This is a genomic window from Actinopolymorpha pittospori (assembly GCF_014873875.1).
In the GTDB taxonomy this organism is placed as follows: domain Bacteria; phylum Actinomycetota; class Actinomycetes; order Propionibacteriales; family Actinopolymorphaceae; genus Actinopolymorpha; species Actinopolymorpha pittospori.
On the sequence record NZ_JADBEM010000001.1, the window covers coordinates 6410331 to 6426081 of the forward strand.

Below are 15751 nucleotides of genomic sequence, written 5' to 3' on the forward strand. Positions count from 1 at the left end.
GGTGATCGGCATGCCCCGTCGCCCGTACGTCGTCGCGAGTGCCGCGATGTCCGTCGACGGCTACCTGGACGACGGCGACGTTACCAGGTTGCTGCTGTCCAACGACGCGGACTTCGACCGGGTGGACGACGTACGGGCGAGTTGTGACGCGATCCTGGTCGGCGCGGAGACCATCCGCCGGGACGACCCGCGGTTGCTGGTGCGCTCATCGCTACGCCGGCAGGCGCGGGTCGCCGCGGGGCGGCCCGCCAATCCGTGGAAGGTCACCCTCACCGGAAGCGGCGACCTCGACCCGAACGCGGCCTTCTTCACCGCGGGTGAGGCGGGCCGGATCGTCTACGCCGCGGGCGGTACGGCTGGGTCGCTCACCGACCGGCTCGGCGATCTCGCCGTGGTCGTCGACCTGGGGGAGCGGCTGGACCTGTCGGCGCTGCTCGCCGACCTGTGGGTGCGCGGCATCCGGCGGCTCCTGGTCGAGGGCGGCAGCCGGATCCACACGGAGTTCCTGACCGCGGGCCTGGTCGACGAGCTACATCTGGTCGTCGCGCCCTTCTTCGTCGGCGATCCGGACGGTACCCGCTTCGTCGGCGCGGGAACGTTTCCGCACGGCCCCGACCAGCGGATGCGGCTCGCCGAGGTGCGTCAGATCGGCGACGTCGTCCTCGCTCGCTACCTGCTCGCCGCCGCCGACCACTTCTGGCTTCGCGAGGCGATCGAGCTGTCCCGCCTGTGCCCGCGTACGGAGTCGGCGTACGCCGTCGGCGCGGTGATCGTGGACGCGGAGGGACGCGAACTCGCCCGCGGCTACTCCCGCGAGACCGACCCCAACGACCACGCCGAGGAGGTCGCGCTGAGCCGGGTCCCCCCGGGCGACCCTCGGCTCGCCACCGCGACGCTCTACTCCAGCCTGGAGCCCTGCACCAGCCGGGCCTCCCGCCCCCGCCCATGCGCCGAGCTCACCCTCGCCGCCGGGATCCGGCGCGTCGTGATCGCCTGGCGGGAACCCGCGTTGTTCGTCGACTGCCATGGCGTCGAGCAGTTGCGGGAGGCGGGGGCGGAAGTCGTCGAGATCCCCGAGTTGGCTCCGCTGGTGCGAGAGATCAACGCGCACCTCTTCACCGCTGACCGCTGACCGTCCGCTGGTGGGCGCTGGCCGGCGTCGGTGCTGGTCAGTGTTGGTAGGTGCCGGTCGGTGATGGCCGGTCAGAACATGCCGTGCGGGTTGACCGGCGTCTCGGGGACCGGCTGTACGACGTCCCAGTGCTCGGCTATCCGACCGTCCTGGACCCGGAAGATGTCCACCGCTGCCACCTCCGGAGGCCGGCCGGGGACGATGCGGTGGTGGACGACGACGTACTCGCCGTCGCAGATCACCCGGCGTACGTCGGAGGTGGCAGCGAGCAGGGCCTGACCAACCGGGCCCTCGAAGAACGCGGTGAAGGCGTCGCGCCCACTCGAGGTCGCCGGGTCGTGCGGCACGCGTGGGTTGTGGGACACGAACTCGTCGTGCAGCAGGTCAGCCGCGCCGTCGAGGTCACCCGCGCCGAATCGCGCGAGCAGGTCGAGGACCAGGGCGCGGTTGTCGACCGGCCGTGCGCGATCGGTGCTCGTCGTCGGTGTCGAGGTCATGAGAGGTTTCCTTCCGTTCGGCCTGCCCCTACGACGGACGCCGTGTCGGAAACGTCACGCGTGACGTTCGCCGCGCCGCGAGCGTCGTAGGTGGGGCACCGAGACGAGGAGGGGGACGACCGTGGCGATGGTGGGACGGGACGGGATGCCGGACGAGGTGGTGGACGAGGTGGTCGAAGCGCAGGACGCACGGCCGCCAGGTCGGGAGGCGGAGGGGACGGACGTCGCGGGGGAGTTCGCGAGGCGGCGGGAGTCGCTGTTCGCGGTGGCGTACCGGATCCTCGGGACTCGTGCCGACGCCGAGGACGTCGTCCAGGAGGCGTGGCTGCGCTGGAGTCGGGTCGACCCCGGTGAGGTGGAGGATCCGCGCGGCTACCTGTTCCGGCTGGTCACCAACCAGGCGATCGACCAGCTCCGCCGGGTGCGGGCGCGCCGTGAGTCCTACGTCGGGCCGTGGCTGCCCGAGCCGCTGCTGACGGCCTTCGAGGTGTCTGACCCTTCTGGTGCGGACGGCGGTCCGGACGTGGGGCGTCAGGTCGAGCTGGCCGAGTCGGTGTCGATGGGGCTGCTCGTCGTTCTCGAGACGCTCGCTCCGGTCGAACGCGCGGTCTTCGTTCTGCACGAGGCGTTCGGGTACACCTACGCCGAGATCGGCGCCATCCTCGGGCGGACCGAGCGGGGCGTACGGCAACTGGCCTACCGCGCCCGTCAGCACGTGCAGGCGCGGCGACCGCGGCAACGTCCGACGGCGAGTCAGCACCGGGAGATCACCGAACGTTTCCTGGCCGCTGCCGTCGGCGGTGACCTGGGCGCGCTGATGGACCTGCTCGCTCCGGACGTCACCATGTGGGCCGACGCGGACGGCCGGTCGGAGACCCCGAGGGAGGCCCTGCACGGCGCGGTCGTCGTCGCCCGCTATCTCGCCTCGGTGCGGGAGTTCTGGCCCGACGGGCTGGGCGTCGAGGTCGTCGAGGTCAACACCGGGCCGGGTGCCGTGGTGCGCGCGAACGACCACCCGTACCTCGTGTTCGCACTGGAACTGGACGGGCAGCGGGTCCAGACGATCCGCGCCGTGCTGAACCCGGACAAGCTCGCCCACCTGCGCTGATGGGCGGTGTCACATGTCCCGGGACCAGGCTCAGCGATCGGTGTCGGCGTGGCCTTCGACGACGTCGGCCAGGGTCTGGGAGAGCAGCCCCGCGACCGGCAGTTGGATCCGGGCCGCGCGGGCCGCCGCCACGATCTCCCAGAGGTCCTTGCTCCACGGGCGGGAGTGGACGGGTACGTCGGCCGCGTCGTACGCACCGGTCACCCGGTCGAAGAACCCCCACTCACGGGCGACCCAGGAGTCGCCGGTGCTCGTGTGGGCGACCTCGAGCGCCGTCTTCGGGTCGACGTCGTAGGCCTCGGCGAGACGGAGCGCCTCGTGGGTGCCGGCGAGCGCGGCGAACATCATCAGCTGGTTGGCGAGCTTGGCGGCTGCGCCCGCTCCCGGTGGACCGACGTGGACGACATCCGCGGCGATGGTGTCGAGGTAGGGCGCGGCGCGCTCCAGCGCCGGTTCGTCCGCACCCACCATGACGGTGAGCGTGCCCTGCTCGGCGCGTTCCGCCCCGCCGCTCACCGGTGCGTCGAGGAAGGTGAGAGCCCGCTCGCGGCCGGCCTCGCCGAGAGCCCGAGCGGTCGCGGGCAGGACGGTGCTGTGGACGAGGACCACCGGGTCGGGGGCGAGTCGGTCGAGCAGTTTCGGCGCGTGGAGGGTGGCGGTGACCGTCTCGTCGTCGGGTACGGCGAGGGCGAGGACCTGGCACCCGGCGAGGGCGTCGAGCGAGTCGGCGCCGTCCGCGCCGGCCGCCACCGCCGCGTCGACGGCCTTCCGGCGGACGTCGTAGGCCGTGACCGGCCAGCCCGCCCGGACCAGCGCGGTGGCCATCGGGAGGCCGAGGTTTCCCAGGCCGACAAAGCCGATCCGGGCCGTGCGCTCGAGCGGAACCATGGCCGTCTCCTCTGGTAGCCGCCGATCGATTTGACTATTGTCTACAGCAGGCAAGCGTCTTCCACAACGCACGATTCGCAGGACGCACGAATCGCAGGACGCAGCAGCGCAGCACCCACACACGGCGTTCACCGCGCAGCAGTTCGCCCGACCACATCGCCTCGCGCGGCACCTTCGCCACGCAGTAGTTCGCCACGCATGAGTCGAGCCCGCGAGGAGTGGCGCGTGTCCGCAGCCGAGCAGGGAGCCGAGGCGGCATCGCGGCCCGGGCGTGGGGTGCTGGACCCGCCGAGCCTCGTCCAGCTCGCTGCTGAGGAGCTTCGCCGAATGATCCTCGCCGGCGAACTCGCGCCGGGGGAGCGCCTGATCGAGGAACGCCTCACCGAGCATCTCGGCATCAGCCGGCCGCCGTTGCGGGAGGCGATGCGGACGCTCCAGCACGAAGGGCTGATCGACCTCCAGCCCCGGCGCGGCGCGACCGTGACCCGGCTCTCCGACGACGACGTGTTCGAGATCCTGACGCTGCGGTCCGCCGTCGAACGCCTCGCGATCGAGCTCGGCGTACCGGTCACCGACGAGGCGCGCCTCGTGCGCTGTCGCGCCGCCCTCGCGGAGATGGAGCGCTGCGCGGAGCGCGAGGACCGTGCCCATCTCGTCCAGCGCGGTTACGACTTCCACCGGGCGATCGTCGGCCTCGCCGGGCACCGCCGGTTGGAGGGGGTCTACGACTCGCTGCACCAGCAGCTGTTGTTGTGCATGGCGATGAACCTCTACGCCCGCGAGCACTACTACGAGAACCTACGTACGCACGTCAACCGGCACCGGACGCTGCTCGAGGTGATCGAGTCCGGTGACCCCAAGGCCGTTCTGGCGGCGCTCGCCGCCCACGGGGAGCGGTCCTTCACCCAGGCGAAGCAAGGGATCAGGTGATCAACGGCAGGTCCTGACGCACCGAAAGAGGTGGACCGTGAATGCCCATTCCGCTCCTCGTGACGTCTTCGACGCGGGCGATGCCCGCCGAGACAGGTCCAGCTTCGACATCGCCCGAGAGCTTTCCCGGCGAGGCTTTCTGGCCCGCGCCGCCACCGGCGCGGCGGTGGCGGGCATTGGCGCGATGTCCGTCGCGTGTTCGCCCTTCGGCAACAGCGTGGACGGCGACAGTCCCAGCTCGACCAACCTGCGCTTCATCACCCCGGCCGACCTCGGCCTCGAACGCACCCTCTACAAGGGATATCTGCAGGACTTCGAGAAGGCCAACGCCGGGAGCACCGTCGGTGTCACCTTCGAGGCCTGGGACGACTACATGGCCAAGCTCCCGACCCTGCTCGCCGGTGGTGCCGTACCCGACCTGATCCACCAGCACATGAGCATCGTGCAGGACTACGGCCATCGCGGTGCCCTGCTCGACCTGGCTCCGCTGATGGAACGCGACGGCATCGGCCGGGAGACGTTCGTTCCGGAACTCATCGACGCGTTCTCCGACGGCGACAAGATCTACGGCATCCCGAAGGACTCCGCGGCCTGGGGTGTCTACTACAACAAGGACAAGTTCGACGAGGCCGGTCTGGACTACCCGAGCGACGACTGGACGATGGAGGACCTGCGGGCGACGGCCCGCGCCCTGACCCGCGACGATCGCGGCCGAAACCCGGACCAGGCCGGGTTCGATCCCAAGGGGATCAAACAGTGGGGACTGAACTGGGTGGCGCCAACTCCCACCGACTCCGAGAACAGCCGCGCCTTCGTGCGCGCGTTCGGTGGGGACTGGTACGACGAGGACTACCAGCAGACCCTGATCGACCAGCCGCCGGCCCGCGCGGACTTCGAACTCTTCCGGGCGATGCGCTGTGCGGACCTGAGCACCCCGTCGCCGGCGCAGGAACTCGGACAGGGTGACCCGTTCCGCTCCGGCCTCACCGCCATGTCGGTCAACCACCACTCCCAGGACTTCTTCCTGCGGGAGGAGAAGACGAAGTTCGCCTGGGGAATCACCTTCCTGCCCAAAGGTCCTGGCGGACAGTTCGTCCCGGTCGGCTGCAGCGGGTGGGCGATCCCGAAGGGGGCGAAGGACCAGACCGGTGCCTGGAAACTGCTCAAGCACCTGACCAGCCCGCAGGTCCAGCGTGGGTTCGCCGAGCAGCGCCGTTGGGCACCCAGCGTCCGCGCGGCGCTTCCCGCCCTGGTGCGCGAGAACCCGACCGACGGATTCGTCAAGGTCCACGTCGATCCACTGCGCGAACGCAGTGACCGCACCGTCATCAGCTTCAGGTTCCCCGCCAACCAGTCGCGGATCAAGGAGGTCTACGCCACCCACTTCGACCCGCTGTGGACCACCTGCGCCACCGACGACGTGGCCGGGGCCGCACGTAAGGCCAAGGAGCAGATCGACGCGATCCTCGCGCAGGGCTGAGGGTCGATGCTGACGCCGACGAAGCGACGAAAGGGCATGAGCACACGTCGCAAAGAAGCGCTTGACGGCTACCTGTTCATCGCGCCCTGGCTGATCGGTTTCGTGTTCCTCGTGTCGGGTCCGATGATCGCCTCCCTGGTGATGTCCTTCCTGAGCTGGGACCTGTTCAGCCCGCCCGTCTGGGTCGGGCTGGACAACTTCCGGGCGCTCCTGTCCGACCGGCTGGTCGGGATCTCGTTGTGGAACACCGCGTTCTTCACCGCGATCAGCGTGCCGCTCAACCTCGTGACCGCCCTCGGCGCAGCGCTGCTCCTGAACCTCCGGCTGCGCTTCCGGTCGGTGTTCAGGACGGCGTTCTACCTGCCGGCCGTCATGCCGGCCGCGGCCAACGCCATCCTGTGGTTCTGGATCCTGAACCCCGAGGTCGGTCTGGCCAACTCGGTCCTGCGCATGGTCGGACTGCCCGAACTCCAGTGGCTGCAGGACCCGGTGACGGCGAAGCCGTCGTTCATCCTGATGAACCTGTGGGGGATCGGCAACACCATGGTGATCTTCCTCGCCGGACTGCAGGGGATCCCGCAGTCGCTGCACGACGCGGCCGAGGTGGACGGCGCGAACTGGTGGCACAAGTTCTGGGCCGTGACGGTGCCGATGCTCTCACCGGTCATCCTGTTCAATCTCGTTCTCGGCGTCATCGCGTCCTTCCAGATCTTCACCAGCGCCTACCTGCTCGCCGGCAACGGCGGGCCTGAGCAGTCCACCCTCTTCTCGGTCCTGTACCTCTACCGGCTCGGGTTCGAGCAGTTCCGGATGGGCTACGCCGCGGCCTACGCGTGGGTCATCTTCGTGGTGATCCTGGTCTTCTCCCTGCTGCAGTTCCGGCTCTCCCGGTCCTGGGTGCACTACGAAGGGGAGGACTCCCGATGAGGGCCGTCGCTGTCGTACGCCGAGCCGCGTTGTACGTCGTGATGGTCGCGCTCGCGTTGGTCTTCCTGATCCCGATGATCTGGTTGGTGTCGACCTCGCTGAAGAGTCAGGGGCAGGTCTTCGCGTATCCACCGGTGTGGATCCCGGATCCCCTGCAGTGGGGCAACTACGTCGAGGCGATGAGCCGGGCGCCCCTGTTGGTGTGGCTCGCCAACACGGTGATGATCGCGGTGCTCGCGCTCGCCGGCACGCTGATGTCGAGTTCGCTGGTGGCTTTCGGCTTCGCGCGGCTGCGCTTTCCGGGCCGCCGGGTGCTGTTCATCCTGTTGCTGAGCACGATGATGCTGCCGGACGTCGTCACGCTCGTCCCGCAGTTCGTGCTCTTCCGCTCGATCGGGTGGGTCGACACGTTCCTGCCCTTGATCGTGCCGTCGTTCCTCGGCGGTGGCGCGTTCAACATCTTCCTCGTCCGGCAGTTCTACCTGACGATCCCGCGGGACTTCGACGAGGCCGCCCGCCTCGACGGTGCGTCGAACCTGCGGATCTGGTGGCACATCATCCTGCCGCTGTCGCGGCCGGTACTGGTCGCGGTCGGGATCTTCTCCTTCGTCTACCACTGGAACGACTTCCTGCTTCCGCTCATCTATCTACAGAGCGAGGGCAACAAGACGCTCGCGTTGGGACTGCGCGCGTTCATCAGCCCGACCGATGCCTCGTGGAACATCAGCATGGCCGCGTCGATGTTCCTCGTGATCCCGGTGCTGATCGTCTTCTTCGTGGCGCAGCGACAGTTCATCCGGGGTGTCGTGATGACCGGGATCCAGGGCAGGTGAGGCGTTGGGCTGGCCACGCCACGTCGGACGCGCACGCCGGGCGTCTTCGGGAAGTGATCGGGACGACGAAGGAGGTACACATGACCGGCGCGAGCCTGGCCGATCTGCGGGTGCTCGAGGTGGGTGTGTTCATGGCGGCGCCGTTCGCCGGAATGCAGCTCGCCGACCTGGGTGCCGACGTGGTGAAGGTGGAGCCACCCGGGCGCGGTGATCCGGCCCGACAGGTCGGGCCGTACCTGTCGGGGGAGAGTTCGCCGTTCGTCCGCCTCAACCGCAACAAGCGGTCGGTGGCGATCGACCTCAAACACGACGAGGGCAGGGCGGCGTTCGAGCACCTGGCGGCCTCTGCCGACGTACTGCTGCAGAACCTCCGGCCCGGCGCGATGGACTCGCTCGGCCTCGGCTACCCCCGGTTGCGCGAACTCAACCCGCGGCTGGTCTACGTCTCACTGTCCGGCTGGGGGCAGGACGGGCCGCGCGCGATGCTGCCCGGGCTCGACGTGATGGCGCAGGCCCGGGCGGGACTGATGAGCATCACGGGGGAGCCGGGCGGTGCGCCGGCGAAGGTCGGCGTACCCCTGTGCGACCTCACCTGCGGGTTGTACGCCGCGCTCGCGACCCTGGCGGCGCTGCGCACGCGTGACGTGACCGGCGAGGGCCAGCACGTGGACGTCTCGCTGTTCGAGTCCGCGGTGTCGTTCGGCATCTGGGAGGCCGGAAAGTTCTTCGCGACGGGGGAGATCGGCGGCCCGCTCGGCTCCGCGCACCAGAGCACGGCGCCCTACCAGGCGTTCGCGACCGCTGATGGCTGGGTCACGTTCGGTGCCGTCACCCCTCGGACGTGGCGGGCGGCCTGCGGCGTTCTAGACCTGGGCGAGATCGTGGACGACCCCCGGTACGCCGAGGCCTACGAACGGCAACTGCTACGGGAGCGCCTCGTCCCCGTGATCGAGGCGGCCACGCGACGTTGGCAGACCGACGCCCTGGTCGCCGCGCTGGAGGAGGCGGGCGTCCCGTGTGCGCCGATCGCCAACTACGGCGAGGTCTTCGACGACGAACACCTGCGGGCGCGCGACTTCTTCTGGGACGCGCCCCACCCCACCCTGGGCGACGTACGCCAGATCGGCTCGCCGATGCGGCTGTCGGACAGTCCGCCCGTACGCCGCGGGGCGGGGCCACGGCTCGGCGCCGACACCCGGGACGTGCTCGTCGGGGCCGGAGTCCAGGAGTCCGAGATCGACCGACTCGTGACGGCCGGAGCGATCCAGTGTGGGGAGATCGGGTCGGCCACGGGGGAAGCTGGCAAGAGTGGTTCGAGCGCCGGTCTGGCCGGCGAGACCACGGGGAAGGGCGGGAACGCGTGACCGACACCGGCGAGGACGCGGGCGACACACTCCGCATCGAGCGGGACGGTGCGGTCCTGCGGGTCACGTTCAACCGCCCTGCCAGGCGAAACGCGATGACCTGGGCGATGTACGACGGGTTGATGGACGCCTGCACGCGGGTCGAGGACGATCCGGAGATCCGGGTGCTGGTCCTGCGCGGCGCCGGCGGTGAGGCGTTCGTGGCGGGCACCGACATCGAGCAGTTCGGGGAGTTCGTCGGCGGTGCCGCCGGGGTGGAGTACGAGCGGCGGATGAGCGGCATGCTGGACCGGTTGGCCGGTGTCCGGGTGCCGACGGTGGCCGTCGTCACGGGCTACTGCATCGGTGCCGGCCTCGCCCTGGCGGCCTCGTGCGACCTGCGGATCGCGAGCCACGGTTCGAGGTTCGGCGTACCCATCGCCCGCACCGTCGGCAACTGCCTGTCGGCCGCCACGGTGGCGCTGCTCGTCGACCACCTGGGTCCCGGACGCACCCTCGACCTGTTGCTCCGGGCGCGGTTGCTCGACACGGACGAGGCGGCGGCCGCGGGCTTCCTCACCGAGGTGTGCGCGCAGGACGAGGTTGACGCCACGGCGAACGCGCTCGTGGAGCGGCTACTCGGCCATGCACCGTTGACGATGTGGGCGGCCAAGGAGGCCGTACGCCGGATCCGGGCAGCCCGGGTACCCGACGACAGCGACCTCATCCACCGCGTCTACGACAGCGCCGACTTCCGGGCGGGGGTACGGGCGTTCGTGGCCAAGGAGCGTCCGACCTGGACCGGGCGCTGAGTCCGCCCTGGACAGCCCCGTGGCCGGGCCCCTCACGGGACCCGGCCACGGATGGTGCCGACCTTTTGACCGGGCGATCATGCTGTGCCGGTCAGGCTGTGCCGGTCATGTTGTGTCGGTGTTGCTGGTGAAACGGTGGTTCGAAGCGGTCGAACCGCTCAGAGCTGGGCGTCGCCAGCAGCCGAAGCCTCGGACTTGGCCGCGGCACGCCGCTGGGCAGCCTCGTCGGCAACCTCGTCGGAACGGTCCTGCGCGACTGCCATCCGCTTCATCAGCGTCGCCGGAGCCTGGAGGTCGACGAACTGACCACCAAGGGTTCCGCGGACGCGGTTGTTCTCACCCGTCGGAGCCGGGTCGTTGCCCTCGCCGCTCAGGTTGCCGGCGATGATGTTGTTGCTCACCACGACGTTCGCGGTGTTGCCCGAGACGTCGAGGTTGCTGCCGAAGAAGCTGGCGCCCGTGCAGGGAGCAAGCGGTCCGTTGGCACCAATCTGCACGGTCTCGGAGTTGCCGGCGTAGCTGGCGTCGCCGTACACCTCGCTCTCGCAGAACACGCCGCCCTCGGCGTTGCCGGAGACGAGGAGCTTGCCCGAGAGAGTGGAGTTGTAGACGTCGGTGTAGCGGGTGCCCTGGCCGGTGACGTTGCCGCCGACCTGGGAACCGTCGATGACGACCTCGCCCGGAACCTGAGCGTCCAGCTTGCCCGTGACCTTGGAGTCGACGGCGTACACGAAGCCGTCGAACTCGGAGCCGGCGTCGGCCCTGGCGGTGACAGCGGCGCCGAGGTCACTGGAGTAGAAGAAGGAACCGAACGCGTCCTTGGTGCTCACGTTCTTCGCGATGGTGCTGTCCGTCGTGTCGACGTAGCCGTTCTGGAGCACCGTGATGGTGCCCTTGAACGTCGCGCCGTCGACCACCAGGTCAGCGCCCTCCTGGACGCGGACGTTTCCTTCGACGGTGGTGCCGTTGAGCCAGCAGGCCTTGCCGGCCGGGACGACGAGGTCGCCCGGAACGGTCACGGCCCCGCCCTCACCCACACAACGGGTGACGAGCTCGGCGCTGGCAGGAGCAGCGAAGGCAATGCCTCCAGCCGCCACCAGCGAGGTAGCGGCGATTGCGCTGCGCAGTCTCATGTTTTGCGGTCCTCCCCTGTGATGTGAAGCCCTAAGCGGTTGATCTGGGACACAACACACCCGCTTTGGTAGATGCAGGACTATCTTTCAGGAAAGGGAGCGAATCGGGACTGAAGTTTTGTACCCTTCCGGTTTCGGTCGGCGTTTTCTCACCCGCCGTTCACCTCACGGGACCCGAGCGCGCCATGCGGCCGTCCCGAACTTCGCTGTGACCAGCTCCTCGGCCTCCGCGAGCTCCTTCGACGTCAGGGAGTCGTTGACGAGTCCATACCGCCTGCGGAAGTGGCTGACCATCTTGTCGATGATGGCCTCGCGGGACAGACCGGTCTGCCGGCGAAGCGGATCGACTCGCTTCGCGGCGCTCGCCGTCCCCTTGTCCGACAGCTTCTCCCGCCCGATCCGCAGCACCTCGAGCATCTTGTCGGCGTCGATGTCGTAGGCCATGGTCACGTGGTGCAGGACCGCGCCGGTGGCGAGCCGCTTCTGGGCCGCCCCGGCGATCTTGCCGCCGTCGGAGGTGATGTCGTTCAGAGGTTGGTACCACGCCTTCACCCCGAGGTCCTCGTTCAGCGCTCCGAGCACCCAGTCGTCCAGGTAGGCGTAGGAGTCGGCGAAGGACAGCCCGTCGACGAGGGAGGCCGGTGCGTAAAGCGAGTAGGTGATGGTGTTGCCGGGCTCGATGAACATCGCGCCACCGCCGCTGATCCGGCGTACGACGGTGATGCCGTGCCGTCGGGCACCTTCCGGATCGACCTCGTTGCGCAGCGACTGGAAACTGCCGATCACGACCGCGGGGGCGCCCCACTCCCAGATCCGCAGCGTCGGCGGCCGGTTCTCGGTGGCGACCTCGCGGGCCAGCACCTCGTCGAGCGCCATGTGCAGCGTCGGCTCCTGGGGGCCCTCGTGGATCAGGTGCCAGTCGTGGTCATGCCACTCGCTCGCGCGGGCGAGCGCGCGGCGTACGGCGACGGCCACCGCCTGGGGGGAGAAACCGAGCAGGACGGCGTTCGGCCCCAGACCGGCCTCGACCCGCTCCGCCAGCACCCGTGCGTCGGTGGACGCGGGCAGGCCGGTGAGGGCGGCGTCCATGCGTTCGAGCGCCTCGTCCGGCTCGAGGAAGAAGTCGCCGCTGACCCGGACGTCACGCAGCATGCCGTCCTCGACGTCGAGGTCGACCACCACCAGCTTGCCGCCGGGAACCTTGTACTCGCCGTGCACCGTGCCACCCACCTGTCGCCACGCCGCCGGCGGGACCACCCCGCCGGTGGGACCTCATCACAACACGCGGCGGCGGCGATTCCTTTCCGACGCGCGCCCGGGTGGGTAGGCGCTGGCGTGCCGCGGGACACCAGCTAGGCACCCGCTCCCGTGAGTACGGAGTCGACCACGGCACGGGCCTCCTTCTGCACCTCGGCGAGGTGCTCGGGGCCCTGGAAGGACTCGGCGTAGATCTTGTAGACGTCCTCCGTGCCGGAGGGCCGGGCCGCGAACCACGCGCTGCGGGTCGTGACCTTAAGACCGCCGATCGGCGCGTCGTTGCCAGGCGCCCGGGTCAGCTTCGCGGTGATGGGCTCGCCCGCGAGTTCGGTCGCGGTCACCTGCTCGGGAGCCAGCCTGCCGAGAGCCGCCTTCTGCTCACGCGTCGCCGGTGCGTCGACCCGGGCGTACGCCGGGTCCCCGAAGCGCGCGGTGAGGTCGGCGTAGTGCTCGCTCGGCGAGCGACCGGTCACGGCCTGGATCTCCGAGGCGAGGAGCGCCAGCAGGATGCCGTCCTTGTCGGTCGTCCAGACGCTGCCGTCCGTACGGAGGAACGACGCGCCGGCGCTCTCCTCGCCCCCGAAGCCGACCGACCCGTCGAGCAGCCCTGAGACGAACCACTTGAAGCCCACCGGCACCTCGACCAGGCGGCGGCCGAGGTCGGCGGCCACCAGGTCGATCATCGAGGAGCTGACGAGCGTCTTGCCGACCGCGGCACCGGCCGACCAGCCGGCGCGGTTGCCGAAGAGGTAGGAGATCGCGACCGCGAGGTAGTGGTTGGGGTTCAACAACCCACCGTCGGGTGTCACGATCCCGTGCCGGTCGGCGTCCGCGTCGTTCCCCGTCGCGATCTGGTAGGCCTCGCGCTGGTCGATGAGGGACGCCATGGCGTACGGCGACGAGCAGTCCATCCGGATCTTGCCGTCCCAGTCCAGGGTCATGAACCGCCAGGTGGGGTCCGTGACCGGGTTGACGACCCTGAGGTCGAGCCCGTGACGCTCGGCGATCTCGCCCCAGTAGGCCACGCTCGCCCCGCCCAGCGGATCGGCCCCGATCCGGACGCCCGCCGAACGGATGGCGTCCAGGTCGACCACCGAGGGAAGGTCGCCGACGTAGGCATCCAGGAAGTCGTGCCGGTGGGTCGTCTCCGCCGTCCGTGCCCGGCTCAGTGGGATCCGGCGTACGCCGTCGAGCCCGGCCGCGAGCATGGCGTTCGCGCGATCCTGGATCCAGCGGGTGACGTCGGTGTCGGCCGGTCCGCCGTTCGGTGGGTTGTACTTGAAGCCGCCGTCCGAAGGCGGGTTGTGCGACGGCGTGACGACCACCCCGTCGGCCAGCCCGCTCGTGCGCCCGCGGTTGTACGTCAGGATCGCGTGGGACAGGGCGGGTGTCGGGGTGTAGCCGTCGCGGGCGTCGACGAGGACGGTGACGTCGTTGGCCGCGAAGACCTCCAGGGCCGTGGTCCAGGCCGGCTCGGAGAGGGCGTGGGTGTCCCGTCCGAGGTACAGCGGTCCGTCCACGCGGGCGGCCGCGCGGTGCTCACAGATGGCCTGGCTGACCGCCGCGATGTGATCGTCGTTGAACGACAGGTCCAGGCTCGACCCGCGGTGGCCGGACGTACCGAACGCCACCTGCTGGTCCGCCTCGCCCGGATCGGGGTGGCCGGCGTAGTAGGCGGTGACGAGATGCGGGACGTCGACCAGGTCGGAGACCTCCGCCTGCTGTCCGGCACGTCCGTCGACACTCATCTGATCGCCCCTTTCGGAACCGCGCTATGCGTACCCGCGCCGCTTCTCGTGGTGTGGCCGGTGGTGTGGCTCGTGATGCTTCCGGTGTGCTTCCGGCGTGGCTTGTGTGGTGACTCAAGCCTGCCAGGGCCGCTGTCGGCCGTACACCGCGACCTGAATTGACTGGTCATCCGGCGGCCTACCGCCGAGAATGTGGGTTCGTGACAAGTCCTCGTCCCGCCGAGGCGGCACCCGGCGGGCGAGGTCCCGCGCGCTGGCGCCGTCGACTCGCCGCCCTTCGCCTCGACCTGACGCCGCTTCGCACCTCCCGCGACTTCCGGTTGCTCTGGATCGCCGGCACCGTCTTCTACCTCGGCGGCATGGTCAGCTACGTCGCGCTGCCCTACCAGCTCTACCACCTCACCGGCTCCAACTTCGCCGTCGGCGCGCTCGGGCTGATCCAGCTGTTCCCGTTGATCGTCTGCGGGTTGTACGGCGGCGCCCTGGCCGACCGGGTGGACCGCCGCAAGGTCCTGGTCGGCACCGGCATCGGCCAGTGCCTGCTCACCGCCGTCCTGCTCCTGAACGCCGCGGCGCCGCAACCGTCGGTGGCGGTGATCTACACCGTCGGGGCGTTGCTCGCCGTCGCGCAGGCGCTGCAGCGGCCGAGTCGGGAGGCGTTGACCCCACGCGTGGTCCGACACGACCAGTTGCCGGCGGCGATCACCCTCTCCTCGATCGGCCTGCAGACCGGGATGCTCGCCGGCCCGGCGCTCGGCGGCCTGATCCTCGCGAGCGCGGGTCCGGCCTGGGCCTACGCGGTCGATGTCGCGGGACTCGCCATCGCCACCGTCTTCTTCGCCGCGCTGCGCCCGTACCCTCCGCTGGCGGCGAGCGTCCAGGCCGGGCTCGCCGGAACGGTCCGGGGGATCGCCGACGGCCTGCGGTACGCCGTACGGCGGCGGGACCTGCTTGGCACCTACGTCGTCGACCTCACGGCGATGCTCCTGGCGATGCCGACGGTGCTCTTCCCGGCGTTCGCCTCCGACGTGCTCCACGAGCCGACCGCGCTCGGCCTGCTCTACTCCGCCGGTACCGTCGGCTCGCTCCTCGCGACAGCGACGAGCGGTTGGACCTCGCGGGTCCACCATCACGGGCGCGCGGTGGTTCTCGCCGCCTCGATCTGGGGCGGTGCCGTGGTCCTGGCCGGCCTCGCACCCTCGGTGTGGCTCGCCGTGGTGGCGCTGGCGATCGCCGGGGCGTCGGACATGATCAGCGGCGTCTTCCGCAGCGTGATCTGGAACCAGACGATCCCCGACGAACGCCGCGGACGGCTGGCCGGCATCGAGATGTTGTCGTACTCCATCGGCCCGCTCGGGGGCGAGGCACGCGCCGGACTGGTCGCCGACGCGGCCAGCGTGCGGACGTCGATCGTGAGCGGCGGGGCGCTGTGTGTGCTGGGAGTCGGCCTGGTCGCCGCCTGGCTGCGAGACTTCTGGCGCTACGACGCACGCACCGACGAGCACGCCGTGCGGGAGCGCGAGCTCCGGGAGGCGATGTCGGCCCAGGAGGCGGCCGCCGTACCCGACGCAGTGCCCGACGCCGCGCGGACCTCCTCCTGAGCCCCGTCACCGGGTCCGTCGCCCGACCGGCCCTAACCTGCCCCGGATCGGGTCTGACCTGG

The 15751-nt window shown here is 70.0% G+C and carries 14 protein-coding genes; 9 read left to right on the forward strand and 5 right to left on the reverse strand.

The features are described 5' to 3' along the window. Window positions 1-10: 10 nt before the first annotated feature. On the forward strand, window positions 11-1132 hold the full coding sequence (locus HEB94_RS29930) for a dihydrofolate reductase family protein (protein ID WP_192752974.1): 1122 nt from the start codon (window positions 11-13) through the stop codon (window positions 1130-1132). Window positions 1133-1203: 71 nt separating this feature from the next. Here HEB94_RS29930 and HEB94_RS29935 read toward each other — a convergent pair whose 3' ends face one another. Next, on the reverse strand, window positions 1204-1629 hold the full coding sequence (locus HEB94_RS29935) for a nuclear transport factor 2 family protein (RefSeq protein ID WP_192752975.1): 426 nt from the start codon (window positions 1627-1629) through the stop codon (window positions 1204-1206). Between the two features lie 127 nt (window positions 1630-1756). Between HEB94_RS29935 and sigJ the strand changes: the two genes are divergently transcribed. Then, window positions 1757-2737: an RNA polymerase sigma factor SigJ gene (gene sigJ / locus HEB94_RS29940; protein ID WP_238362705.1), complete on the forward strand. Its 981-nt coding sequence runs from the start codon at window positions 1757-1759 to the stop codon at window positions 2735-2737. A 30-nt stretch (window positions 2738-2767) separates the two neighbouring features. On the opposite strand, the gene HEB94_RS29945 is transcribed toward sigJ, so the two are convergent. After that, entirely contained in the window at window positions 2768-3757 is a 990-nt protein-coding gene (locus HEB94_RS29945; RefSeq protein WP_475554340.1) for an NAD(P)-dependent oxidoreductase, read from the reverse strand. 93 nt (window positions 3758-3850) lie between these two features. Here HEB94_RS29945 and HEB94_RS29950 point away from each other — a divergent pair, with 93 nt between their 5' ends. The 6 genes from HEB94_RS29950 (at window position 3851) to HEB94_RS29975 (ending at window position 9950) form a co-directional block, all read left to right on the forward strand. Next, complete coding sequence (locus HEB94_RS29950) at window positions 3851-4555, forward strand: GntR family transcriptional regulator (protein WP_337918049.1); 705 nt, start codon at window positions 3851-3853, stop codon at window positions 4553-4555. Between the two features lie 37 nt (window positions 4556-4592). After that, window positions 4593-6035 carry an extracellular solute-binding protein gene (locus tag HEB94_RS29955; RefSeq protein ID WP_192752978.1) on the forward strand — a complete coding sequence of 481 codons (1443 nt, stop codon included), beginning with the start codon at window positions 4593-4595 and terminating at the stop codon, window positions 6033-6035. A gap of 36 nt (window positions 6036-6071) precedes the next feature. Further along, window positions 6072-6962 carry a carbohydrate ABC transporter permease gene (locus HEB94_RS29960; RefSeq protein WP_202896635.1) on the forward strand — a complete coding sequence of 297 codons (891 nt, stop codon included), beginning with the start codon at window positions 6072-6074 and terminating at the stop codon, window positions 6960-6962. Then, window positions 6959-7795 carry a carbohydrate ABC transporter permease gene (locus HEB94_RS29965; RefSeq protein WP_192752980.1) on the forward strand — a complete coding sequence of 279 codons (837 nt, stop codon included), beginning with the start codon at window positions 6959-6961 and terminating at the stop codon, window positions 7793-7795. The genes HEB94_RS29960 and HEB94_RS29965 overlap by 4 nt, the downstream gene beginning before the upstream one ends. An 80-nt stretch (window positions 7796-7875) precedes the next feature. Beyond that, complete coding sequence (locus HEB94_RS29970) at window positions 7876-9159, forward strand: CaiB/BaiF CoA transferase family protein (RefSeq protein ID WP_192752981.1); 1284 nt, start codon at window positions 7876-7878, stop codon at window positions 9157-9159. Next, entirely contained in the window at window positions 9156-9950 is a 795-nt protein-coding gene (locus HEB94_RS29975; RefSeq protein ID WP_192752982.1) for an enoyl-CoA hydratase, read from the forward strand. The genes HEB94_RS29970 and HEB94_RS29975 overlap by 4 nt, the downstream gene beginning before the upstream one ends. Before the next feature lie 158 nt (window positions 9951-10108). Here the strand turns inward: HEB94_RS29975 and HEB94_RS29980 are convergent, their stop codons facing one another. From HEB94_RS29980 to pgm, 3 genes are all read right to left on the reverse strand, one after another. Further along, window positions 10109-11083 (reverse strand): hypothetical protein, encoded by a 975-nt coding sequence (locus tag HEB94_RS29980; protein ID WP_192752983.1) that lies wholly within the window; start codon window positions 11081-11083, stop codon window positions 10109-10111. 165 nt (window positions 11084-11248) lie between these two features. Continuing rightward, window positions 11249-12313: a lipoate-protein ligase LplAB gene (locus HEB94_RS29985; protein WP_337918050.1), complete on the reverse strand. Its 1065-nt coding sequence runs from the start codon at window positions 12311-12313 to the stop codon at window positions 11249-11251. 122 nt (window positions 12314-12435) lie between these two features. Continuing rightward, window positions 12436-14088 (reverse strand): phosphoglucomutase (alpha-D-glucose-1,6-bisphosphate-dependent), encoded by a 1653-nt coding sequence (gene pgm, locus HEB94_RS29990; RefSeq protein ID WP_192752984.1) that lies wholly within the window; start codon window positions 14086-14088, stop codon window positions 12436-12438. Between the two features lie 200 nt (window positions 14089-14288). Here pgm and HEB94_RS29995 point away from each other — a divergent pair, with 200 nt between their 5' ends. Further along, complete coding sequence (locus tag HEB94_RS29995) at window positions 14289-15689, forward strand: MFS transporter (RefSeq protein WP_192752985.1); 1401 nt, start codon at window positions 14289-14291, stop codon at window positions 15687-15689. The last annotated feature ends 62 nt before the right edge of the window (window positions 15690-15751 follow it).

What these genes read in the sequence shown, in the direction of transcription:
- HEB94_RS29930 (WP_192752974.1), top strand. Translation starts at nt 11, where the DNA reads ATGCCCCGTCGCCCGTACGTCGTCGCGAGTGCCGCGATGTCCGTCGAC.
- HEB94_RS29935 (WP_192752975.1), bottom strand. Translation starts at nt 1,629, where the DNA reads ATGACCTCGACACCGACGACGAGCACCGATCGCGCACGGCCGGTCGAC.
- sigJ (WP_238362705.1), top strand. Translation starts at nt 1,757, where the DNA reads ATGGTGGGACGGGACGGGATGCCGGACGAGGTGGTGGACGAGGTGGTC.
- HEB94_RS29960 (WP_202896635.1), top strand. Translation starts at nt 6,072, where the DNA reads ATGAGCACACGTCGCAAAGAAGCGCTTGACGGCTACCTGTTCATCGCG.
- HEB94_RS29965 (WP_192752980.1), top strand. Translation starts at nt 6,959, where the DNA reads ATGAGGGCCGTCGCTGTCGTACGCCGAGCCGCGTTGTACGTCGTGATG.
- HEB94_RS29970 (WP_192752981.1), top strand. Translation starts at nt 7,876, where the DNA reads ATGACCGGCGCGAGCCTGGCCGATCTGCGGGTGCTCGAGGTGGGTGTG.
- HEB94_RS29980 (WP_192752983.1), bottom strand. Translation starts at nt 11,083, where the DNA reads ATGAGACTGCGCAGCGCAATCGCCGCTACCTCGCTGGTGGCGGCTGGA.
- pgm (WP_192752984.1), bottom strand. Translation starts at nt 14,088, where the DNA reads ATGAGTGTCGACGGACGTGCCGGACAGCAGGCGGAGGTCTCCGACCTG.